Source organism: Pseudomonas sp. PvP028, assembly GCF_017832255.1.
In the GTDB taxonomy this organism is placed as follows: domain Bacteria; phylum Pseudomonadota; class Gammaproteobacteria; order Pseudomonadales; family Pseudomonadaceae; genus Aquipseudomonas; species Aquipseudomonas syringae.
The window spans coordinates 2,011,842-2,030,000 of sequence record NZ_JAFIBL010000001.1; the positions used below are offsets into that span (position 1 = coordinate 2,011,842).

Here is an 18,159-nt window from a genome sequence, read left to right on the forward strand (position 1 = left end):
AATGTGGATTATCCCAAGAGTGTGCCGGGCGTAGGCTTGGCAAGCGGCAAGTTTGTAGATGAAAACCCGGCGACCGGCATGCCCGGTTCGCTTATTCCTGCGCAGTGGGGTAACTCGATCACGCAGGAGATCTTGAATGCGATGGCAGCCGGTGGTGAGCAGCCTGATGAAACCAGAACAGACCAGCTCGCGTCGGCTATCACGCAAATAGGTTTGCAGGTCAGGCAGGCCTATAAAGGCGCAGGATTTGGTTACACCGCTTCCGAAACTCTTTTACCCGGAGCGGCGGGGCATTGGCACAGAATCAACCTTGGGGGCATCACGCTGACCTTGCCTCCCAAGGCGAACGTAGTGGTAGGTAAGTCGATAACTTTTCATAACGCATCGCCAGCAGCGGCAACTATCAAGGCCAATGGTGCTGAGGTGATCTCCCTATACGGTGCCGGCAGCAATACGTTGAAGCTCAATGCGGCGGAGTGGGTTGAGCTTGTTTTTAACCCTGATGCGATCTACATCACCAAGCGCGGCAAAATCACCGAAGTGGCGGGAATTGATTCTCCTGGCCTGGTGCCCACCACCGTTGTAGGCAGTGCCCGCAATTTGACCATGAGTGTCGTCAGCGCTTCCGCGTCCGCAACGATCACTGCGGATGAACTGGTTGTCGAGACCGGCTTGGGTGGGATGGGATATCGGCTCGGAGGATTTAACAAGGCGATCAATCTGGCCGCAGTTGGGATTGGAGGCATGGACACAGGCGCAGCACCGGCTAACGGTTTCGTTGCTATTTATGCGATTTACAACTCCTTGACGGGTGTTTCTGCCTTGCTGGGCACTGATGTTGCCTCGACGACAGCGAGTGAAGTGTATACCGGAGGAAATATGCCCGGCGGTTTTACAGCCTCCGCATTAGTGAGTGTATGGAGAACCAAGAACTCGCTGTTTCAGATCGGTTTTATGGACGGACGAGAGGTGAGTTTTGTCAATGAAAAGGTGGCTGCGACGACAGTACCGATTGCCGTCAAATCGTTGAGCCTCGCCTCCGTTATCCCTCCATCGACAAAGTCGGTAACGGGATGGTTGGCGATAGCTGGTGTTAACACAGTCAACGCCTCGATAACGGTTTCCTCCTCTGTTTCAAGTATTGGTGTGCAGCAAGTGGCCGGGAACAGCATGGCAGAGACGATTCAAAATATCTCAACGGGATCGTTTTCGAACCTGAAAGTGATAATTCCCCAAACGATCTTCTGGTCAACGGGTTTGCAGTCTGGCACGTACAAAGAAGGTTCAATCAACATTTCCGGTTACAGATTCTGAGGTGATCCATGATCCACGTACAGCTTTCCAAAGACGGTAAAACCATCATTGCGGTGTTCGCCTGCGTTCAGGATGAGGCCGAGTATCCCAATCAAGCACTGGTCGAGGATACCGACGAGCGTTACCTGCAATTCAAGCGAAACAGTGAGGCGCTCTGACGCCAGCAAGTGTTTCCCGTTTACACCCATCCATAATGTCGGGAGATATGCGTATGCCTATCAACCAGCAACAACTATTACAAATCCTCCCCAACGCCGGCCCTAAAGCCGGCGTTTTCGTTCCTGCTCTCAACATCGCCATGGCCCGTTACGCCATCGACACCCGCCTGCGTATCGCCGCGTTCATCGCTCAGATAGGGCATGAGTCCGGGCAGCTTCGTTATGTGCGCGAGCTGGGCAGTGACAGCTACCTGGCGAAGTACGACACGGGGCAATTGGCGCTGCGTCTGGGCAACACGCCAGAGGCAGATGGCGATGGCCAGCTGTATCGGGGCCGTGGGCTGATTCAGGTGACGGGGCGGACCAACTACGAGGCGTGCGGGGAGGCGCTCGGGCTGGACTTGCTTGCCCAGCCGCAACTGCTCGAACAACCCGACCACGCGGCCATGTCGGCGGCATGGTTCTGGGACCGGGCCAACCTCAACGCGCTGGCAGACCAGGGTGATTTTCTGATGATCACCCGCCGCATCAACGGCGGCACCAACGGCCTGGCGGATCGGCAGGCGCTTTACCAGCGGGCATTGGAGGTGCTGCCGTGAAAGTGCTGGATATGCGATGCCTGATCCTCGCATTCGTGCTGGGGTCAGGGCTGGGTACATGGGCCGCCTGGAAATGGCAGGCGGCCCGCTATGGCCTGCAACTGTCCACGCAAGCACTGACGTGGCAGCGCGAGCGCGAGCAGGCGGCGCTCGCGGTCGTCGACTGGCAGAACGCCGAGCAGGCACAACGACGGGCGCTGGAAGTCCGTTTGCACACCAACGATTCAACCATCCACAAGGAATTGAGCGATGCACAGACTGCTCAGGCTCGTTTGCGTGATCGCCTGGCTACCGCTGATTTGCGCTTGTCAGTCCTCCTCGCCAACAGCCCCGCCAACCGTGATGGCGTGCCAGCCGGCACCGACACCGGCGGCGTGGTTCATGGAAGCTCGCGAGGCGAACTTGACCCAGCGGCTGCTGGACGAATTGTCGCCATCACCGACTACGGCGATCAGGGATTGATCGCTTTGAAGGCCTGCCAAGCCTACGTGCGCGAGATTGCGCACTGATGTTCCTCTCGGCTCCCCACCCCTTAGGCCATCGTGCCCCTGCCTCAATCCCGCCTCCGCAAGGAGGCGCGGCCCTCTTTTCAGCCTTTAACTGCTTTTCAATCGGCGCGGCCCGGTACATTCATATTGCACCGGCCGATTCGGTACGCTAATGTCCTGAAACGTACCGATGAGACCCCTTCCGTGACGACAGTCAGCAAGCTTTTGATGCGCGTTATCAAGGCTCACGCCCGTTGGCGTTGGCGCGCCTGACTATTTCCTTGCCGGCCCTGCCGGACCCGTACCTGTATGCCTTCGATTTTTTGATGCTTTTCTCCGTCCCCCGGCCTTGTGGCTGACGTGGGGATGCATGAGTGAAGCAGAATCCGGAAGGCCTGAATCAAGTCAGTAAATCAAAAGGTTGATAGCAAAATGCTGCTGATGATCGATAACTACGATTCGTTTACCTACAACGTCGTGCAGTACCTCGGTGAGCTGGGGGCGGACGTCAAAGTCATTCGCAATGACGAACTGAGCATCGCCGAGATCGAAGCCCTGAACCCTGAGCACATCGTGGTCTCGCCTGGCCCGTGCACGCCTAATGAAGCCGGTGTCTCGCTTGACGTGATCAACCACTTCGCGGGCAAACTGCCGATTCTGGGGGTGTGCCTGGGGCATCAGTCCATCGGTCAGGCCTTTGGCGGCGACGTGGTTCGTGCGCGTCAGGTCATGCATGGCAAAACCAGCCCGGTCATTCACCAAGACGGCGGGGTGTTCGATGGCTTGAATCATCCGTTGGTGGTCACCCGCTACCACTCGTTGGTGGTCAAACAGGATACGCTGCCCGACTGCCTGGAAGTGACGGCCTGGACTGCGCTGGAAGACGGTTCGGTCGATGAGATCATGGGCCTGCGCCACAAGACACTGAACGTCGAAGGGGTGCAGTTTCACCCCGAGTCGATCCTGACCGAGCAGGGCCACGAGCTGTTCGCCAATTTTCTCAAGCAGAGCGGCGGCCATCGTCAGGGCTAAGGATTTTTTATGAGTACCCCCATGGATATCAAAAGCGCGCTCAATCGCGTGGTCAACCAGCTGGACCTGACCACTGAAGAGATGAGCGATGTGATGCGCGAAATCATGACTGGCCAATGCACTGAAGCGCAGATCGGTGCGTTTCTGATGGGCATGCGCATGAAGAGCGAAACCATCGATGAAATCGTCGGTGCGGTGTCGGTGATGCGCGAGCTGGCCGGCAAGGTCGAACTGAAAACCCTGGATGGTGTGGTCGACATCGTGGGTACGGGCGGCGACGGCGCGAATATCTTCAACGTGTCCACGGCGTCTGCTTTCGTCATTGCCGCCGCAGGTTGCACGGTGGCCAAGCACGGTAATCGTGCTGTCTCGGGCAAAAGCGGCAGTGCTGATCTGCTCGAGGCCGCCGGGGTTTACCTGAACCTCACGCCTGTTCAGGTGGCGCGTTGCATCGACAGCGTGGGCATCGGTTTTATGTTCGCCCAGTCTCATCACACGGCCATGAAGCACACAGCCGGGCCGCGTCGCGAGCTGGGTCTGCGCACACTGTTCAATATGCTTGGCCCGCTGACCAATCCGGCCGGCGTTCGTCATCAGATCGTCGGCGTGTTCAACCAGGCGCTTTGCCGCCCGCTGGCCGAGGTGCTGCTGCGTCTGGGCAGCAAGCATGTGCTGGTGGTCCATTCGCAGGACGGCCTGGATGAATTCAGTCTGGCCGCACCGACCTTCGTGGCCGAGCTGAAAAACGGCGAAGTCACTGAATACTGGGTACAGCCCGAAGACCTAGGCATCAAAAGCCAGAGCCTGTACGGCCTTGCCGTGGAAAGCCCGGCGGCTTCGCTGGAGCTGATCCGCGATGCACTGGGACGCCGCAAGACCGAGAACGGTCAGAAAGCTGCGGAAATGATCGTGCTCAATGCCGGCGCCGCGCTTTATGCTGCAGATCACGCCACCAGCCTGAAAGAGGGCGTGGCCCTGGCGCACGATGCGTTGCACACGGGCCTGGCGCGGGAAAAACTGGAAGAGCTGGGTGCCTTCACGGCGGTATTCAAGCAGGAGAACGAAGCATGAGTGTGCCAACCGTACTGGAAAAGATCCTTGCCCGAAAGGCCGAGGAAGTCGCGGCTCGTCGTGCGATTGTGAGCCTGACCGAGCTTGAACAACAGGCAGCCCGGGCGGACGCGCCACGTGGCTTTGCCAACGCATTGATCACTCAGGCCAAGGCTAAACAGCCCGCCGTCATTGCGGAAATCAAGAAGGCTTCGCCGAGCAAGGGCGTCATCCGCGAACACTTCCTGCCGGGCGAGATCGCCAGAAGTTATCAGGCCGGTGGCGCGACCTGCCTGTCGGTGCTGACCGACGTGGACTTCTTTCAGGGCGCCGATGCCTATCTGCAGGAGGCCCGTGCGGCGTGCAACCTGCCGGTGATCCGCAAGGATTTCATGATCGACCCTTATCAGGTGGTCGAAGCACGTGTTCTGGGCGCTGACTGCATTCTGCTGATCGTGTCGGCACTGGATGACGTGCAACTGGCTGAACTGGCTGCCGTTGCCAAGGGCCTGAAGCTGGATGTGCTGGTCGAGGTGCACGATGGCGACGAGCTGGAGCGTGCACTCAAGACGCTCGATACACCGCTGGTGGGCATCAACAATCGTAACCTTCATACCTTTGAAGTGAGCCTGGAAACCACGCTGGATTTGCTGCCGCGTATCCCGCGTGATCGCCTGGTCGTCACCGAAAGCGGCATTCTCAATCGTGCGGATGTCGAGCTGATGGAAATCAGCGATGTCTATTCGTTTCTGGTGGGTGAGGCCTTCATGCGTGCCGAGCACCCTGGCGCCGAGCTGCAGCGGTTGTTCTTCCCTGAGCGCAAGATAGCGGTAAGCACTTCGTCCAGCGACTGAGCGCATTGAGCTGAACACCCTTACGAGGTCCGACGTGCAAGACTCGATCATCGACATTTGTGTCGAACAAGGCCTGCAGGCCGAGCAGGATCTTCTGGCGTCGGTCTGCTCCGGTGCGGCGGATCATGGGCTGTTGTTCTGGCGGCCCAATGATCGCGCGCTGGTGATGCCTCGGCGGATGAGCCGGTTACCGGGTTTTGCCGAGGCCAGCGAGACCCTGTCGGACAATGCATGGCCTGTTCTCTTGCGTGAAACCGGCGGCGAGCCAGTGCCGCAGTCCTCTGCCACGCTGAATATCGCGCTGGTCTACGCGCAATCGCCCACTGACGTTGATCGTGACCGTATAGAAACCGCCTACCTGCGATTGTGTCAGCCGATTCTCGATCTGTTGACCGAGTTGGGCGGGCAGGCTTCGCTGGGTGAGGTGGCTGGCGCATTCTGCGACGGCCGCTTCAACGTCAATCTCGATGGTCGCAAGATGGTTGGAACGGCTCAGCGCTGGCGTCAGAGTCAGGGCGGAACGCGTCCTGTAGTGCTGGCACACGGTGCCTTGCTGCTGGAAAACGAGCGCGTTCAGATGGCGATTGCGGTAAATCGCTTTAATGAGCTGTGCGAGCTTGAGCCGCGTGTTCAGGCCGAAAGCCACATTGCCCTGTATGAAGCGTTTCCTGGCGCTGATGTCCTGGAGCGTCTGGCGCAGACTTACCGGAAGCTGCTCGCTGCGCTCTGAATACCAAGGGCTCAGCGTGTCCCGTAGACCACCATGGTCTTTCCTTTGACGTTGACCAGGCTCTGTTCTTCAAGGGCCTTGAGCACACGTCCAACCATTTCCCTCGAGCAGCCGACGATGCGCCCGATTTCCTGGCGGGTAATCTTGATCTGCATGCCGTCCGGGTGAGTCATTGCATCCGGCTGCTTGCACAGCTCGAGCAACGTGCGAGCCACTCGCCCGGTGACGTCAAGGAACGCCAGATCACCGACCTTGCGCGTTGTGTTGCGCAGACGCTCAGCCATCTGGCTGCAGAGCGCATACAGGATTTCCGGCTCTTGCCTGGTCAGCTCGCGGAACGTGTCATATGAAATCTCGGCCACTTCGCATTCGGTCTTGGCCCGCACCCAGGCGCTGCGTACCGACTCCTTGCCCGGTTGCTCGAACAGGCCCAGTTCGCCGAAGAAATCCCCGCTGTTGAGGTAGGCGACGATCATCTCCCGGCGCTCGTCATCCTCGATCAGGACAGTGACTGAACCCTTGAGGATCAGAAACAACGATGCGGAGCGGTCACCGGCATTGATGATGTTGGTTTTCGCGGGGAGGCGGCGGCGTTCTGCATGGGGCAGCAGCTTGTCCAGACTGTTTGCTTTGGGCGTAAAGGTTATTGCGACCATGCGAGACTTCCGAAATAAGGTGTATGGCCAAATGGCATACCTATAGGTATCGGCTGCGCCTTTATTCTCGCCAGCTTTTCCAGACGTGTAGGAAGCTATTTGCGAACATTCCTACGCATTTCCTACAAAAGGCATTTCTTCCGGGCAGCTTTTGGCCCTGTGCTAAGCTGGCGACCCCTTTTTTTACAGTGGAGTCTTGGCGATGAAGGCACGCATCCAATGGGCTGGCGAAGCCATGTTCCTAGGCGAATCCGGCAGCGGTCATGTGGTGGTAATGGATGGTCCGCCGGAAAGCGGTGGTCGCAATCTGGGCGTACGCCCGATGGAAATGGTCTTGATCGGTCTGGGTGGCTGCAGCAACTTTGACGTTGTGAGCATTTTGAAAAAGTCGCGCCAACCTGTTGAAAGCTGCGAGGCATTTCTCGATGCCGAACGTGCCGATGAAGACCCGAAAGTGTTTACCAAAATCCATCTGCACTTCGTCGTCAAAGGACGAGGATTGAAAGAAGCGCAGGTCAAGCGAGCGATCGAACTGTCTGCAGAGAAATATTGCTCGGCCTCGATCATGCTCGGCAACGCGGGTGTGAAGATCACTCACGATTATGAAATTGTCGAACTGGGCTGAACGCCAGACATCCAACGATCATAAAAACGGCGCACACTCTGGCAGACGGCTTCGGACGTCTGCATAATGCGCCACTTTTTACGGGCGCAGCATGTATTGGTTTTCTGCTGCCGGTCCGAACAGACAACCAAAATCGCCAACGCGAAGAGGTGTTAACCGTCCTACGCAGATGAGCCGGGCTCACCTGACGGGCATGCTTGATCACGCGGCTGGCGCCGCACCCATATAGAGAGTTTTTAACGGTGAAAAGCAAACTCAAGCTCCACGGGTTCAATAACCTGACAAAGACCTTGAGCTTCAACATTTATGACATCTGCTATGCGGAAACCCCGCAGGACCAGCAGGCGTACGTCGAGTACATCAACAGTGTGTACGACGCAGAACGCTTGACGCGGATTCTGACTGATGTTGTCGATATCATTGGTGCCAACATCCTGAACATTGCGCGTCAGGATTACGATCCACAAGGTGCCAGTGTGACCATTCTGATCTCGGAGCAGCCGGTGACGCCTACCGAAAGCCAGATCGAAGAGTCGCCAGGTCCACTGCCGGAAACCATCCTGGCGCACCTGGACAAGAGCCATATCACGGTCCACACCTACCCGGAAATTCATCCGGTTGACGGTATTGCCACGTTCCGCGTGGATATCGATGTGTCGACCTGTGGCGTTATTTCACCGCTCAAGGCGTTGAACTACCTGATCCATAAGTTCGAGTCGGATATCGTGACCGTCGATTATCGCGTGCGCGGCTTTACCCGTGACGTGGAAGGCAAGAAGCACTTCATCGACCACGAGATCAACTCGATCCAGAACTACCTGTCCGAAGACACGCGCAACGGTTACCAGATGACCGACGTGAACGTGTATCAGGAAAACCTGTTCCACACCAAGATGCTGCTCAAGCAGTTCGAACTGGACAACTACCTGTTTGGCGACGCCACCAGCAACTTGTCTCCCGAGCAGCGCGAGCAAGTGACCGCCAAGGTCAAACACGAAATGCTGGAAATCTTCTACGGCCGCAACGTAGCCGTATAAACCCGGATTCCGGACATTAAAAAGGCGCCTGATGCAGGCGCCTTTTTTATGGGCGTTGTATACGCATCGTCAGATGCGATAAGTCGACTTGGTCATGACCTTGGCCAGCACACCCATGCCGAACTTGACCGGTGCCGGAAAGCGAAAACCGCCTGCCTCCAGTGCGGACTCAGCGTGGTGTTCTTCATCGCTGAGCATCTGTTGCAGGATGGCCCGGGACTTACCGTCTTCGGTAGGCAGTTGCTCCAGATGTTCAGCCAGGTGCTTGCAGACCTGATCTTCGGTCGCCGCGACGAAACCCAGGCTGACCCGGTCGCTGATGACGCCGGCTATCGCGCCCATCCCGAAGGACAGGCTGTAGAACAGCGGGTTCAGCACACTGGTATGACTGCCAAGCTGATGGATGCGCTGTTCGCACCAGACCAGATGATCGACTTCTTCTTCAGCCGCATGCTCCATCGCCTTGCGCACCTTGGGCAGCTTTGCCGTCAGCGCCTGGCCCTGATAAAGCGCCTGGGCGCAGACTTCGCCGGTATGGTTGATGCGCATCAGACCCGCGACGTGGCGCGTGTCGACTTCGCTCATCTTGTGTTCGGGCTGAACAACCGCGGGGGAAGGGCGCTGCGAGTGCGCGCTGGATGGCAGCAAGGTGCGCATCGCGCTGTCGGCTTGCAGTAACAGACGGTCGAGGGGGGAGTATTGACGTTCGGTAGCCATGGGCACCTCCGGAAGATCATGCGGGCAGTTTACCCCAATCGGCCGGAGCGGGCAGGGCTTGTGTCATCCGACCAGCGCCGATCACACGCGCTGGTCGGCCGGGAAGCCCGAAAACGCTGGCTCAGCCCGGTGGCCAGTTCATCTGACGCTGACCGAGTACGTGCATGTGAATGTGGTAGACGGTCTGCCCGCCCAGCTCATTGCAGTTCATCACCACGCGGAAGCCTTCTTCGCAGCCCAGTTCGAGGGCCAGACGCTGCGCCGTGAACAGGATATGTCCGGCCAGGCCTTTGTCTTCCTCGGTCAGATCGTTCAGGGTGCGGATAGGCTTTTTCGGGATAACCAGAAAATGCACGGGTGCCTGTGGGGCGATGTCGTGAAAGGCCAGGACCTGATCATCTTCATAGATGATCTTCGCCGGGATTTCCCGATTGATGATCTTGGTAAACAAAGTGTCCACAGCCGTTTGCTCCTTGTCGGTTGATGGTCGTCACAGGGTATCGCTGTGCTTCAGCGCGTCCGAGTGTACTGAGCGAGACGCGGTTCGCCCAGCCGTTTGTCGGTCAGCGTGGGCAGTATTTCTTGTTGATGTAGCCGCTGATCTGACGAGCCAGCCAGCGTGAAACCAGGCGCGGGCTGAGCGTCCACAACCGGTTACTGAAACCGGGTGTGATCACTGCGCGGTTTTTTGCCAGTGCGCGAACGGTATACAGCGCCACTTCTTCAGGGCTCATCAGGCTATCCACATTGACCTGCAACTGCGCGGTGCGGAAAAAAGCCGTCCTGGTCGGGCCGGGGCACAGCACCGAGACCTTCACCCCGGCCTTCTTCACTTCCTCGCGCAGCCCCTCGGAAAAATGCAGCACATACGCCTTGCTTGCGTAATAAGTGCTCATCCATGGGCCGGGTTGGAACGCCGCCACCGAGGCAATGTTGAGTATCTGGCCGCCGCCCTGAATGGCCATCAGATTGCCGACCGTGTGGCACAGGCGCGTGAGGGCCAGAATGTTCAGATCGATCAGGTCCTGCTCGGCGCTCCAGTCCTGAGCCAGAAAAGGTCCGCAGGTGCCGATGCCCGCAGCGTTGACCAGCAGATCGATCTGGTGTGCACCGTCTTCCAGCTCCAGCAGAAAGCCCGAGAGCCTCAGTGGCTCGCCCAGATCGCAGGCTCGAAACAGCACTTCCACGCCAAAACGCTGAGTCAACTCCAGTGCAATTGTTTCCAGCAGATCGCGCTGGCGGGCGACCAGGATCAGGTTGCGACCGCGACGTGCCAGCGCTTCGGCCATCGCCAGGCCTATGCCGCTGGACGCGCCGGTGATCAGGGCGTAACGGGTCATGCAGTTCTCCATTGAGCGTGTTGCGACCGGCAGTCTGCCGAACCGTGAGCAGTCTATTACTTGTCGCTTTGTTCTTCGGACTCTATGTTGACATCCGCTGGCGCGGTCAAGGCACTGTCACGGCTTTCTTCGTCGTCATAGGGGAGGGATTGCTCGTATTCATCGGTCTGCAATTCCAACTCATCGCGCAGCATGCCTCCGCCGCCAGCGGTGAGCCCGATCACGACTATGGGGATGAGTAACACCCACAGAACGGCCAGAGTCTTAACACCTCTGGAATTTGGTGGCGACGGCGGGCCAAAAGCGTTTGGGCCTTTTGTTCCGGGCAGCAGGATCATCAGAAACGGGAAGACGCTGCCTACGAATGGCACCATGGTGAGCAGCAGAAGCCAGCCCGACCAACCCAGATCGTGCAGCCGCTGAACGCCGATCTGCGCGCCGATGACCGCGAACGCGACAAGCACCACTGCCATCAGCAGGCCGCCGGCGACCAGCGAACCGTTCATGACCAGCAGGCACACACCTACCAGCATCAGCGTCGCGGCGCTCAGTACCATGCTCCACGCCAGATAGCGCAAGCGCCCGATACGTCCATTGATACTCAGCACCTTCAGCGTTGAATGACCAGGCTGATCAGCGCCGACCTGTGCCTTGGGCGGTGCGTAGGGCGATATTTCCAGATGCGCGGGTTTAGGGGAGGGCTGGCTGACCACTTCGTCCAGACTCAGGCTGATTTCAATGTCCGGTTCGATACGTGCTTCGACGCCCGCATCGTTCAGCGCCTTCAAGTAGCGTTCCGCATCCTGGTAAGTAATCCCGCGCTTGAGCGCAACGGTTTGACCGCTGAACAGCTTCTGCACTGCAGACGGTTCGCTTTTGAACAGCCCCGCCAGGTTGGCCTTTGCGGTGTCGAGCTCGACGCCTTCACGCACCTGCCCTTCAAACACAATCTTGAAGTGTGAATCGGCCATACGGGGCTTCCTTGTCTTTAAGTGAAAAACAGTGCCGGGGGCCTGCCTGAGACAGAGCGCCCTGTCGCGTTACTGATGAGGCCGGGCGAAGCTTGAAATCAGAAGGGTTTGACGATAACCAGAATGACGATGGCGATCAGGATCAGTACCGGGATTTCATTGAACCAGCGATAAAACACATGGCTACGGCCATTTTCACCACGGGCAAAGCGTTTCATCTGTGCGCCGCAGACGTGGTGATAGCCGATCAGCAGGACAACCAGTGCGAGCTTGGCGTGCATCCAGCCCTGACTGAAATAACCGCTGGGGTCGAAGCTGATCAGCCAGCCGCCGAAGACCAGCGTTGCAATCATTGCCGGGGTCATGATGCCACGGTACAGCTTGCGCTCCATGACGATGAAACGCTCGCGGCTGACCGTGTCCTCACTCATAGAGTGATAGACGAACAGTCTTGGCAGATAGAACAGGGCTGCAAACCAGCAGACCATTGAAATGACATGAAGCGCCTTTATCCATAGATAGAGCATTTTTGATTATTCCCAGGTTCACGGTGGCCGAATAGTAGTGTCTTGTGCGCCCCTACGTCACGTTGTCGGTTGTCGCAGAGGCGATAGGCTCCTATTATCGACCGCTTTCCAGTTGTTTCGTTGAGGGCAGGTTATGGTCAAGGTCGGTATCGTCGGCGGCACGGGTTACACCGGGGTCGAGTTGCTGCGTCTGTTGGCACAGCATCCGCAGGCAGAAGTAGTGGTCATTACCTCGCGCTCGGAGGCCGGCATGCCAGTCGCCGACATGTATCCGAACCTGCGCGGGCACTACGACGGCCTCGCGTTCAGCGTGCCTGACGTGAAAACCCTGGGCGCCTGTGATGTGGTGTTCTTCGCCACGCCCCACGGTGTCGCTCATGCCCTGGCTGGTGAATTGCTCGCGGCAGGCACCAAAGTGATCGACCTGTCTGCCGACTTCCGTCTGCAGGATCCGGTCGAATGGGCCAAGTGGTACGGCCAGCCTCATGGCGCTCCGCAACTGTTGGAAGACGCGGTGTACGGGCTGCCGGAAGTCAACCGCGAGCAGATCAGGAACGCGCGACTCATCGCCGTACCGGGTTGCTATCCGACCGCTACCCAGTTGGGTTTCCTGCCGCTGCTTGAAGCCGGTATTGCCGATAACACTCGTCTGATTGCCGACTGCAAATCTGGCGTGAGCGGTGCGGGCCGTGGTCTGAATATCGGTTCGCTGTACTCGGAAGCCAATGAAAGCTTCAAGGCCTACGCCGTGAAGGGTCACCGTCACCTGCCTGAAATCACCCAGGGGCTGCGTCGCGCTGCCGGTGGCGACATCGGCCTGACGTTCGTGCCACACCTGGTGCCGATGATTCGCGGCATTCACTCCACGCTCTATGCAACGGTCACTGATCGCTCTGTGGACTTGCAGGCACTGTTCGAGAAGCGCTACGCCGACGAGCCATTCGTGGATGTGATGCCAGCGGGCAGCCATCCCGAAACCCGCAGTGTGCGTGGCGCCAACGTGTGTCGCATCGCGGTGCATCGTCCGCAGGGCGGCGATCTGGTCGTCGTGCTTTCGGTGATCGACAATCTGGTCAAAGGTGCGTCCGGTCAGGCGGTGCAGAACATGAACATCCTGTTTGGCCTTGATGAGCGCGCCGGGTTGTCTCATGCGGGCATGATGCCCTGAGGGAGGCAGCTTTGAGCTTCAAGCGGCACGCTTCAAGTTGCAAGGCAAAGGCGGGCCGGCCATGCTCTTGTAGCTTGTAGCTTGTAGCTTGTAGCTTGTAGCTTGTAGCTTGTAGCTTGTAGCTGCTCCCGATCAAATAGTTGACCGATTTTCTAGGAGAAGCGGATAATGCCGTCATTACGCATTACGACGGCTAAAGCCGGGAGATATCAGACATGAGTGTCGAATCCTTCACGCCTACCGCTTTGGAGTTCACTCCAAATGCAGCGCACAAGGTGAAAACCCTGGTCGACGAAGAGGGCAATGATCGTCTCAAACTGCGTGTATTCGTTACAGGTGGCGGTTGCTCAGGTTTTCAGTACGGTTTTACTTTCGATGACGATGTGGCAGACGATGACACCATCGTCGAGCGCGAGGGCGTAAGCCTGGTTGTCGATCCGATGAGCTTTCAGTACCTGGCCGGCGCAGAAGTCGATTATCAGGAAGGGCTTGAAGGGTCGCGATTCGTGATCAAGAACCCGAATGCCTCCACGACTTGTGGTTGCGGCTCTTCGTTTTCGATCTGATCGAAGCTTGCTGTAAACAAAAACGCCGCTCATTGAGCGGCGTTTTGCATTACAGCAGGTATCAGGCGGGGTAGATCGCGCCCAGAACACGTCTGCCCTTGGCGCCGGTTACCGTCGGACGGTTGGCCGGAACCCCTTCGAGGCAGCAATGAGCCAGCCAGGCAAACGCCATCGCTTCAACCCAGTCAGGGTCTACGCCGAACTTCTCGGTACTGCTGACCTCGGTGCCGGGCAACAGCTCTGCAAGACGTTTCATCAGCGCCTTGTTATGCGCGCCGCCACCACAGACCAGAAGCTCCCGGGTAATGGCTTGGGCCGATTGCAGGGATTCGGTGATCGTCAACGCTGTCAGTTCCAGCAGAGTGGCCTGTACATCTTCTGGAGCCAGCGTTGGCAACTGGAACAGATGGTGGTGAACCCAGCCCAGGTTGAATACTTCCCGGCCTGTACTCTTGGGGCCCTTGGTCAGGAAAAACTGATCGCTGAGCAGTTTCTTGAGCAACGCAGAATCAACCTTGCCGCTCGCCGACCACGCGCCATCCTTGTCGTAGCTCTCGTGGCGCTGTGACTGTATCCATGCATCGAGCAGGACGTTACCGGGTCCGCAGTCGAAGCCTTCCACCGGGCGATCGGACTCGATCAGGCTCAAGTTGCTGAACCCGCCGATGTTCAATACGGCGCGATGATCCTTGTTGTCGTCGAACAGCGCTTCGTGGAAAGCCGGTACCAGAGGTGCGCCCTGGCCGCCTGCTGCGATATCGCGGCGGCGGAAGTCGCTGACCACGGTAATTTCAGTCAGCTCTGCCAGCAGCGCAGGGTTGCCGATCTGAATGCTGTATCCGCGCGCAGGCTCATGGCGAATAGTCTGGCCGTGGCTGCCGATGGCGCGAATCTGAGCGGGCACCATGTTTTGATCTTCCAGCAAGGTCTGAACGCCCTGTGCGACCAGCCTGCACCACTTTTGCTCCGCAATGGCCGCACGCGCAAGCTCATCCGCGCCGCTGGAGCAAAGCCCCAGCAGCTCGGCATACAGGTCTTCGGGCATGGGGATGTAGTGAGTGGCCAGAAGCCTTGATCGGTCATCCTGCTTCAAAAGGGCGATATCAATCCCATCGAGACTGCTGCCAGACATCACACCTATATAGAAGAAGTCCATGGATTACCTTTTATTCGAGGCCAGCGTAGTGGCTTTTTCCTGATCCATGCGCGCCATTAACGGCTGGCTTTGCTGCATGAACCGCTGTTTTTCGGATTTGGCGATCGGGTCCGCCATCGGAAGCTTCTGGCCCAGTGGGTCTACGTGAACGCCATTGACCTGAAACTCGTAGTGCAAGTGCGGGCCTGTGGACAGGCCGGTAGTTCCAATATAGCCGATAACCTGACCTTGCTTGACAGTGCCGCCGGTCTGTATGCCTTTGGCGAAGCCTTGCATGTGGCCATACAGCGTACGGTAAGTGTCGCCGTGCTGAATGATGACGGTATTGCCGTATCCGCCACGGCGGCCGGCGAGCAGGACCTTGCCATCGCCGGTTGCCTTGATCGGCGTACCACGTGGCGCTGCGTAGTCGACGCCTTTGTGGGCGCGGATCTTGTTGAGAATCGGGTGCTTGCGGTCCATCGAGAACATCGAGCTGATGCGGGCGAAGTCTACCGGGGTGCGGATGAACGCCTTGCGCATGCTGTTGCCGTCAGCCGTGTAGTAATTGGTATTGCCCTGCTTGTTGGTGTAGCGAACGGCGGTGTAGGTCTTGCCCCGGTTAGTGAAGCGGGCGGACAGGATATTTCCTGTGCCTACGCTCTTGCCGTTGACCACTTTCTGCTCGTATACGACATCGAATTCGTCACCCTTGCGGATGTCCTGCGCGAAGTCGATGTCGTAGCCGAAGATATTGGCCATGTCCATCGTCATGCTATGAGTCAGGCCGGCACGTTGTGCGGACTGCGACAGGGAGCTGTTGATCACCCCGTGTACGTAGGCGTTACGCACGTTGGGCTTGCTGATCTCGCGATTGAATGCGTAACCGCCAGTTGCTGTCTTCGACAGGCTGATGGACTCGACTTCGCTGAGCTTGGTATGCAATTGCTTGAGCTGGCCATCCGGCGTCAGCTCGAACTGCAGGGTCTGTCCATTCTGCAGCTTGCTGAACTGCTTGGCTTGCTTGTCGCTGGCCAGTACTTCATGAACGGTAGCAGCTGGCAGCCCGACCTTTTCAAACAGAGTCGACAGCGTGTCGCCCTTGCTGACAGTGACTTCCCTGTGAGCAGGATCCTTCGCAGCGGCTGGCGCGGGTTTTTCTGCCTGAGGCTGTGCACTGGCGGTGTCTTGGGCCTGATCGTCGGCATTGTCGATCTGGGCAAATGGCGATTCGGTGGTTTCAGGTGTGGCTTGAGTGGCTTGTTGAGCGTCTTGATCTTGTACGTCCTGATCCGGTGCCTCCAGATCAAGCGGAATGTTGGTTCGTTTGGCTTCGACTTCGCTGGATGGAAAAACCAGGAGAGCCAGGCTCAACAATGCGGCGATGCCGCTTGCAGCGAGCAGGTGACTCTTCGGATAAAGCGGGGGCGCTTTAGGCGGTGTGTCTTTCATAGGTAATTTGACTTTGAAAAAGGTGAAATGGAAAAGATGAATGACATGATGAAGATGAAATAACTGTATAAAATATAACCAAAACCTGCTCGAAGCAACCCTTCCCGCGTATCGGTCACTGATTCGCAGGCAAACGCTGGGCAAAACTTGTAATTGGGCTCTGATCTTGTAAGGTTGGCTCCCTTTGAATTGGGGACTGAAATGAAGTCGGTTGAAGAGCAGCTGGCGCTGATCAAGCGCGGTGCAGATGAACTCCTGGTCGAGGCCGAGCTGGTCGAGAAGCTGAAGCGTGGCCAGCCACTGCGTATCAAAGCTGGTTTCGATCCGACTGCACCTGATCTGCACCTTGGGCACACCGTGCTTATTAACAAGCTGCGGCAGTTCCAGGATCTGGGGCATCAGATCATCTTCCTGATCGGTGATTTCACCGGCATGATCGGCGACCCGAGCGGTAAAAGCGCCACGCGTCCGCCGCTCACCCGTGAGCAGGTCCTCGACTACGCCGAAACCTACAAGTCTCAGGTCTTCAAGATTCTCGATCCGGCCAAGACCGAAGTTGCATTCAACTCGACCTGGATGGACCAACTGAGTCCGGCTGACTTCATTCGCCTGTCTTCGCAGTACACGGTAGCGCGGATGCTCGAGCGTGACGATTTCGACAAGCGCTATAAAAGCAATCAGTCCATTGCCATTCACGAATTCCTTTACCCGCTGGTGCAGGGCTATGACTCCGTGGCTTTGAAGGCCGACGTCGAGCTGGGCGGCACCGATCAGAAATTCAATCTGCTGATGGGGCGCGAGCTTCAGCGTGCTTATGGGCAGGAGCCGCAGTGCATTCTGACCATGCCGTTGCTGGAAGGCCTGGATGGCGTGAAGAAGATGTCCAAGTCGCTGGGCAACTACGTCGGCATTCAAGAAGCGCCAGGCATTATGTATAGCAAGCTGGTGTCGATTCCTGATTCCCTGATGTGGCGTTACTTCGAGCTATTGAGCTTCCGCTCGATGGAAGAGATCGACGGCCTGAAGGCTGACTGCGAAGCGGGTGCCAATCCTCGCGACATCAAGATCAAGCTGGCCGAAGAGCTGGTCGCTCGTTTCCATGGTGAGGAGGCTGCGGCCAATGCGCATCGTTCTGCGGGTAACCGTATGAAGGAAGGCGAGCTGCCGGATGATCTGCCGGAGATATCGGTGGCTGCTGCCGAGGACATGCCGATCTCTGCGGTCCTTAATAAAGCAGGCCTGGTAAAGAACGCAGCAGTCGCTCGTGATCTACTGGCTTCGGGCGGTGTGCGTATAGATGGTGAGGTCGTGGATCGCGGCTTTGTATTCAAGCTGGGTGCCACCCATGTTTGCCAGGCTGGCAAGAAGGCTTTTGGGCGCGTTACGCTGGTTTCCGAAGAAAGTTCAAATTAACGGTTGACGCCCTCTGTCAGGTGTCTATAATTCGCCCCACTTCCGGCGCAGACGGAAACGAAAAAGCCTTGTAGATCAATAGTTTGCAAGGTTTTAGAGTGAAGAGTCAGCGAGGAAGGAGGTCGGGTCTGGATTGATCGACAGCGGTGAGAAAAAAGAGTTTGACACGCGGTTGTAACGCTGTAGAATTCGCCTCCCGCTGATGAGCAACTCAAGAGTTGATCGCAGCGCAAGTGGTTGAAGTTGCAAAGGAAACTTTGAAAGCTTCTTAAAATAACCGCTTGACAGATACAGAGGACGCTGTAGAATGCGCGCCTCGGTTGAGAC

21 protein-coding genes are annotated in these 18,159 nt (G+C 57.5%); 13 read left to right on the forward strand and 8 right to left on the reverse strand.

What is annotated here, in order from left to right; translation table 11 throughout:
• Positions 1–3 precede the first annotated feature (3 nt).
• The 8 genes from JOE34_RS08935 to JOE34_RS08970 all read left to right on the forward strand — a co-directional run bounded on the left by JOE34_RS08935 (position 4) and on the right by JOE34_RS08970 (position 6,225).
• Positions 4–1,314 (forward strand): phage tail protein, encoded by a 1,311-nt coding sequence (locus JOE34_RS08935; protein ID WP_209995599.1) that lies wholly within the window; start codon positions 4–6, stop codon positions 1,312–1,314.
• A gap of 8 nt (positions 1,315–1,322) precedes the next feature.
• Entirely contained in the window at positions 1,323–1,472 is a 150-nt protein-coding gene (locus JOE34_RS08940; protein ID WP_010419610.1) for a hypothetical protein, read from the forward strand.
• Positions 1,473–1,525: 53 nt separating this feature from the next.
• Positions 1,526–2,071: a glycoside hydrolase family 19 protein gene (locus JOE34_RS08945; protein WP_024649701.1), complete on the forward strand. Its 546-nt coding sequence runs from the start codon at positions 1,526–1,528 to the stop codon at positions 2,069–2,071.
• Positions 2,068–2,580 carry a lysis system i-spanin subunit Rz gene (locus tag JOE34_RS08950; protein WP_024961355.1) on the forward strand — a complete coding sequence of 171 codons (513 nt, stop codon included), beginning with the start codon at positions 2,068–2,070 and terminating at the stop codon, positions 2,578–2,580. Before JOE34_RS08945 ends, JOE34_RS08950 begins: the two co-directional genes overlap by 4 nt.
• A 411-nt stretch (positions 2,581–2,991) precedes the next feature.
• Complete coding sequence (locus tag JOE34_RS08955; protein WP_010419623.1) at positions 2,992–3,591, forward strand: aminodeoxychorismate/anthranilate synthase component II; 600 nt, start codon at positions 2,992–2,994, stop codon at positions 3,589–3,591.
• A gap of 21 nt (positions 3,592–3,612) precedes the next feature.
• Complete coding sequence (gene trpD, locus JOE34_RS08960) at positions 3,613–4,662, forward strand: anthranilate phosphoribosyltransferase (protein WP_003316297.1); 1,050 nt, start codon at positions 3,613–3,615, stop codon at positions 4,660–4,662.
• Positions 4,659–5,495, forward strand: a complete 837-nt coding sequence (gene trpC, locus JOE34_RS08965; RefSeq protein WP_010419629.1) for an indole-3-glycerol phosphate synthase TrpC — start codon at positions 4,659–4,661, stop codon at positions 5,493–5,495. Before trpD ends, trpC begins: the two co-directional genes overlap by 4 nt.
• A gap of 34 nt (positions 5,496–5,529) precedes the next feature.
• Positions 5,530–6,225 carry a lipoate--protein ligase family protein gene (locus JOE34_RS08970; protein WP_010419633.1) on the forward strand — a complete coding sequence of 232 codons (696 nt, stop codon included), beginning with the start codon at positions 5,530–5,532 and terminating at the stop codon, positions 6,223–6,225.
• Positions 6,226–6,236: 11 nt separating this feature from the next.
• Here JOE34_RS08970 and crp read toward each other — a convergent pair whose 3' ends face one another.
• Positions 6,237–6,881, reverse strand: a complete 645-nt coding sequence (gene crp / locus JOE34_RS08975) for a cAMP-activated global transcriptional regulator CRP (protein WP_003316301.1) — start codon at positions 6,879–6,881, stop codon at positions 6,237–6,239.
• A 202-nt stretch (positions 6,882–7,083) separates the two neighbouring features.
• Between crp and JOE34_RS08980 the strand changes: the two genes are divergently transcribed.
• Complete coding sequence (locus JOE34_RS08980) at positions 7,084–7,506, forward strand: OsmC family protein (RefSeq protein ID WP_003372688.1); 423 nt, start codon at positions 7,084–7,086, stop codon at positions 7,504–7,506.
• Positions 7,507–7,748: 242 nt separating this feature from the next.
• Positions 7,749–8,543, forward strand: coding sequence for an adenosylmethionine decarboxylase (speD, locus tag JOE34_RS08985; RefSeq protein ID WP_003316303.1), 795 nt, complete (start codon positions 7,749–7,751; stop codon positions 8,541–8,543).
• 69 nt (positions 8,544–8,612) lie between these two features.
• Here the strand turns inward: speD and coq7 are convergent, their stop codons facing one another.
• From coq7 to hemJ, 5 genes are all read right to left on the reverse strand, one after another.
• Positions 8,613–9,260, reverse strand: coding sequence for a 2-polyprenyl-3-methyl-6-methoxy-1,4-benzoquinone monooxygenase (coq7, locus tag JOE34_RS08990; RefSeq protein ID WP_010419639.1), 648 nt, complete (start codon positions 9,258–9,260; stop codon positions 8,613–8,615).
• Positions 9,261–9,381: 121 nt separating this feature from the next.
• Positions 9,382–9,720, reverse strand: coding sequence for a histidine triad nucleotide-binding protein (locus tag JOE34_RS08995; RefSeq protein ID WP_003316306.1), 339 nt, complete (start codon positions 9,718–9,720; stop codon positions 9,382–9,384).
• Between the two features lie 103 nt (positions 9,721–9,823).
• Complete coding sequence (locus tag JOE34_RS09000) at positions 9,824–10,600, reverse strand: SDR family oxidoreductase (RefSeq protein ID WP_003341077.1); 777 nt, start codon at positions 10,598–10,600, stop codon at positions 9,824–9,826.
• Between the two features lie 56 nt (positions 10,601–10,656).
• The gene (locus JOE34_RS09005; RefSeq protein ID WP_017279832.1) at positions 10,657–11,571 is read right to left on the reverse strand and encodes a DUF805 domain-containing protein; all 915 of its coding nucleotides are present in this window, start codon (positions 11,569–11,571) and stop codon (positions 10,657–10,659) included.
• Between the two features lie 98 nt (positions 11,572–11,669).
• Complete coding sequence (hemJ, locus tag JOE34_RS09010; RefSeq protein WP_003316309.1) at positions 11,670–12,098, reverse strand: protoporphyrinogen oxidase HemJ; 429 nt, start codon at positions 12,096–12,098, stop codon at positions 11,670–11,672.
• Positions 12,099–12,231: 133 nt separating this feature from the next.
• On the opposite strand from hemJ, the gene argC reads away from it, so the two are divergent.
• Together argC and erpA are read left to right on the forward strand one after the other, a co-directional pair.
• On the forward strand, positions 12,232–13,266 hold the full coding sequence (gene argC, locus JOE34_RS09015) for an N-acetyl-gamma-glutamyl-phosphate reductase (protein ID WP_003411695.1): 1,035 nt from the start codon (positions 12,232–12,234) through the stop codon (positions 13,264–13,266).
• A 215-nt stretch (positions 13,267–13,481) separates the two neighbouring features.
• Positions 13,482–13,832 carry an iron-sulfur cluster insertion protein ErpA gene (gene erpA / locus JOE34_RS09020; RefSeq protein WP_010419658.1) on the forward strand — a complete coding sequence of 117 codons (351 nt, stop codon included), beginning with the start codon at positions 13,482–13,484 and terminating at the stop codon, positions 13,830–13,832.
• Positions 13,833–13,893: 61 nt separating this feature from the next.
• On the opposite strand, the gene JOE34_RS09025 is transcribed toward erpA, so the two are convergent.
• Both JOE34_RS09025 and JOE34_RS09030 read right to left on the reverse strand, forming a co-directional pair.
• On the reverse strand, positions 13,894–14,988 hold the full coding sequence (locus JOE34_RS09025; protein ID WP_003316311.1) for an anhydro-N-acetylmuramic acid kinase: 1,095 nt from the start codon (positions 14,986–14,988) through the stop codon (positions 13,894–13,896).
• A gap of 3 nt (positions 14,989–14,991) precedes the next feature.
• A complete protein-coding gene (locus JOE34_RS09030) occupies positions 14,992–16,419 on the reverse strand; it encodes a peptidoglycan DD-metalloendopeptidase family protein (RefSeq protein WP_096113909.1) in 1,428 nt (475 codons plus the stop codon).
• 201 nt (positions 16,420–16,620) lie between these two features.
• On the opposite strand from JOE34_RS09030, the gene tyrS reads away from it, so the two are divergent.
• A complete protein-coding gene (gene tyrS / locus JOE34_RS09035) occupies positions 16,621–17,832 on the forward strand; it encodes a tyrosine--tRNA ligase (RefSeq protein WP_003316314.1) in 1,212 nt (403 codons plus the stop codon).
• The last annotated feature ends 327 nt before the right edge of the window (positions 17,833–18,159 follow it).